The organism is Achromobacter sp. 1011811831 (genome assembly GCF_059760905.1).
This window is the reverse complement of the sequence record NZ_JCBANG010000197.1, coordinates 1-1,193: the sequence shown is the minus strand read 5'-3', so window position 1 is coordinate 1,193 and position 1,193 is coordinate 1. Positions and strand designations below refer to the sequence as shown.

1 protein-coding gene is annotated in these 1,193 nt (G+C 57.2%); it reads right to left on the bottom strand.

The window, feature by feature from the left end:
- Nucleotides 1-41 precede the first annotated feature (41 nt).
- Nucleotides 42-1,129, bottom strand: a protein-coding gene (locus tag AC6LJ9_RS30565) for an IS3 family transposase (protein ID WP_498150444.1) whose coding sequence is annotated in 2 segments (ribosomal slippage) — nt 42-877 and nt 877-1,129 — 1,089 coding nt in all. Because the reading frame shifts where the segments join, the coding sequence is not laid out codon by codon here.
- Between the last annotated feature and the right edge of the window lie 64 nt (nt 1,130-1,193).

Here is a 1,193-nt window from a genome sequence, read left to right as displayed (position 1 = left end):
GGTAATCCCCCCATTCTTAGCGATTGCCAGAAGTAGGAACGCTATGCAGCCATGGCTAGCCGCTGTTTGGGGGTGAAGCCGCCCAGTGCCATATTTGGGCGTTCGTGATTGTAGGACCACATCCATTCGGTCGCGGCGCGCTGCACGTGATCCAGGTCTTCCCAGTGATACTGAGATAACCACTCGTAGCGCACGGTCCTGTTGAATCGCTCGACATAGGCATTCTGCTGCGGCTTGCCCGGCTGGATGTATTCGAGCTTGATACCCCATTGCCCAGCCCACTCGGTGATGGCGACGCTTAGATACTCCGGTCCGTTATCGCAACGTATCGCCAGCGGCTTGCCTCGCCAGCTGATAATTTGCTTCAAGGATCGGATCACGCGCTCGGACGGCAGCGAGAAGTCGATTTCAATGCCCAAGGCCTCTCGATTGAAGTCATCGATCACGTTGAGCAATCGGATGCTTCGGCCATCGGCCAACTGATCGTGCATGAAGTCCATCGACCATACATGGTTGAGCTGGTTCGGCACGCTCAGAGGCTCGGGCGCTTGGCGCACTAGGCGTTTGCGCGGCTTGATGCGAAGATTCAGCTCCAGATCCCGATAGATGCGGTAGATCCGCTTGTGATTCCACGAGTAGCCTTTGACGTTGCGCAAATACAGATAGCACAGCCCGAACCCCCAACTGCGGTGGTTGTCTGTAAGCCGCATCAGCCAGTCTGCAATCTCATCGTTCTCGGTGCTTCGCTTGCAGACGTACCGATAGCAGGTCTGGCTGATGCCAACCACCTCGCAGGCCAGCCGCACTGAAATTCCTCGCTCTCGCACCATGTGTTGGGCCATCTCGCGTCGGCGAGATGGCCTCACCACTTTTTTTCGAGGGCCTCCGCCCGGAGCTCAGCTTTGAGCTTCTCCTCGACATACATCTTGCGAAGCCGGGCGTTCTCGGCCTCCAGCTCCTTCATCCGCGACATCATTGACACGTCCATGCCGCCAAACTTGGCCCGCCATTTGTAGAACGTTGCCGAGCTGATGCCCAGCTCGCGGCACAGCTCGGGCACAGCCAAGCCTGCCTCGGCCCGCTTGATCGCTTCGATGATCTGGCTGTCTGTGAATCTCGACTTCTTCATGCTGTAGAACTCCTCAACGAGAAAATTCTACTTCTGGATGCGACGCTTCTAGGGGGGGATTACC